The organism is Mesorhizobium sp. LjNodule214 (assembly GCF_964252735.1).
GTDB lineage: Bacteria > Pseudomonadota > Alphaproteobacteria > Rhizobiales > Rhizobiaceae > Mesorhizobium.
In genome coordinates this window covers 1-445 of record NZ_CAXUPE020000016.1, presented here as the reverse complement: position 1 = coordinate 445, position 445 = coordinate 1, and the positions used below count along the sequence as shown (strand labels likewise).

Here is a 445-nt window from a genome sequence, read left to right as displayed (position 1 = left end):
CTAGAGCAGTTCATATTTTGAGAGAATCATAGGATTCCCAAAGCAGCTGGTTTGTGATTCAAGATACTGGCTGGACGGAGGCCAGCGTCTGATGACACGAGCCCTTTCGAACGATCTTCGTGAACGTGTTGTTGAAGCCGTCGGCACCGGCGAGAGCTGCCGTGTGGTGGCGTCGCGTTTTGGCGTCGCAGTATCCTCGGTGGTGAAGTGGTCGCAGCGTTACCGCGCCACCGGCTCGGTTGCGCCGGGCAAGATGGGCGGGCACCGCAAGCGGGTTCTGGAGCCGCATCGAGCTTTCATCGTGGAGCGGATCAACCAGACCTCTGATCTGACGCTGCATCGGCTGAAGGATGAGTTGGCCGCACGCGGGGTGATGGTCTCGCACAATGCGGTCTGGATGTTCTTGAGGCGCGAGGGCCTGAGCTTCAAAAAAAACGCTATTCGC

The 445-nt window shown here is 58.4% G+C and carries 1 protein-coding gene; it reads left to right on the top strand.

Annotation, left to right across the window (positions count from 1 at the left end; genetic code table 11):
* Nucleotides 1-88: 88 nt before the first annotated feature.
* On the top strand, nucleotides 89-445 hold a 357-nt coding region (locus ACSQ3Z_RS37240), incomplete at its 3' end, for a helix-turn-helix domain-containing protein (protein ID WP_436176029.1).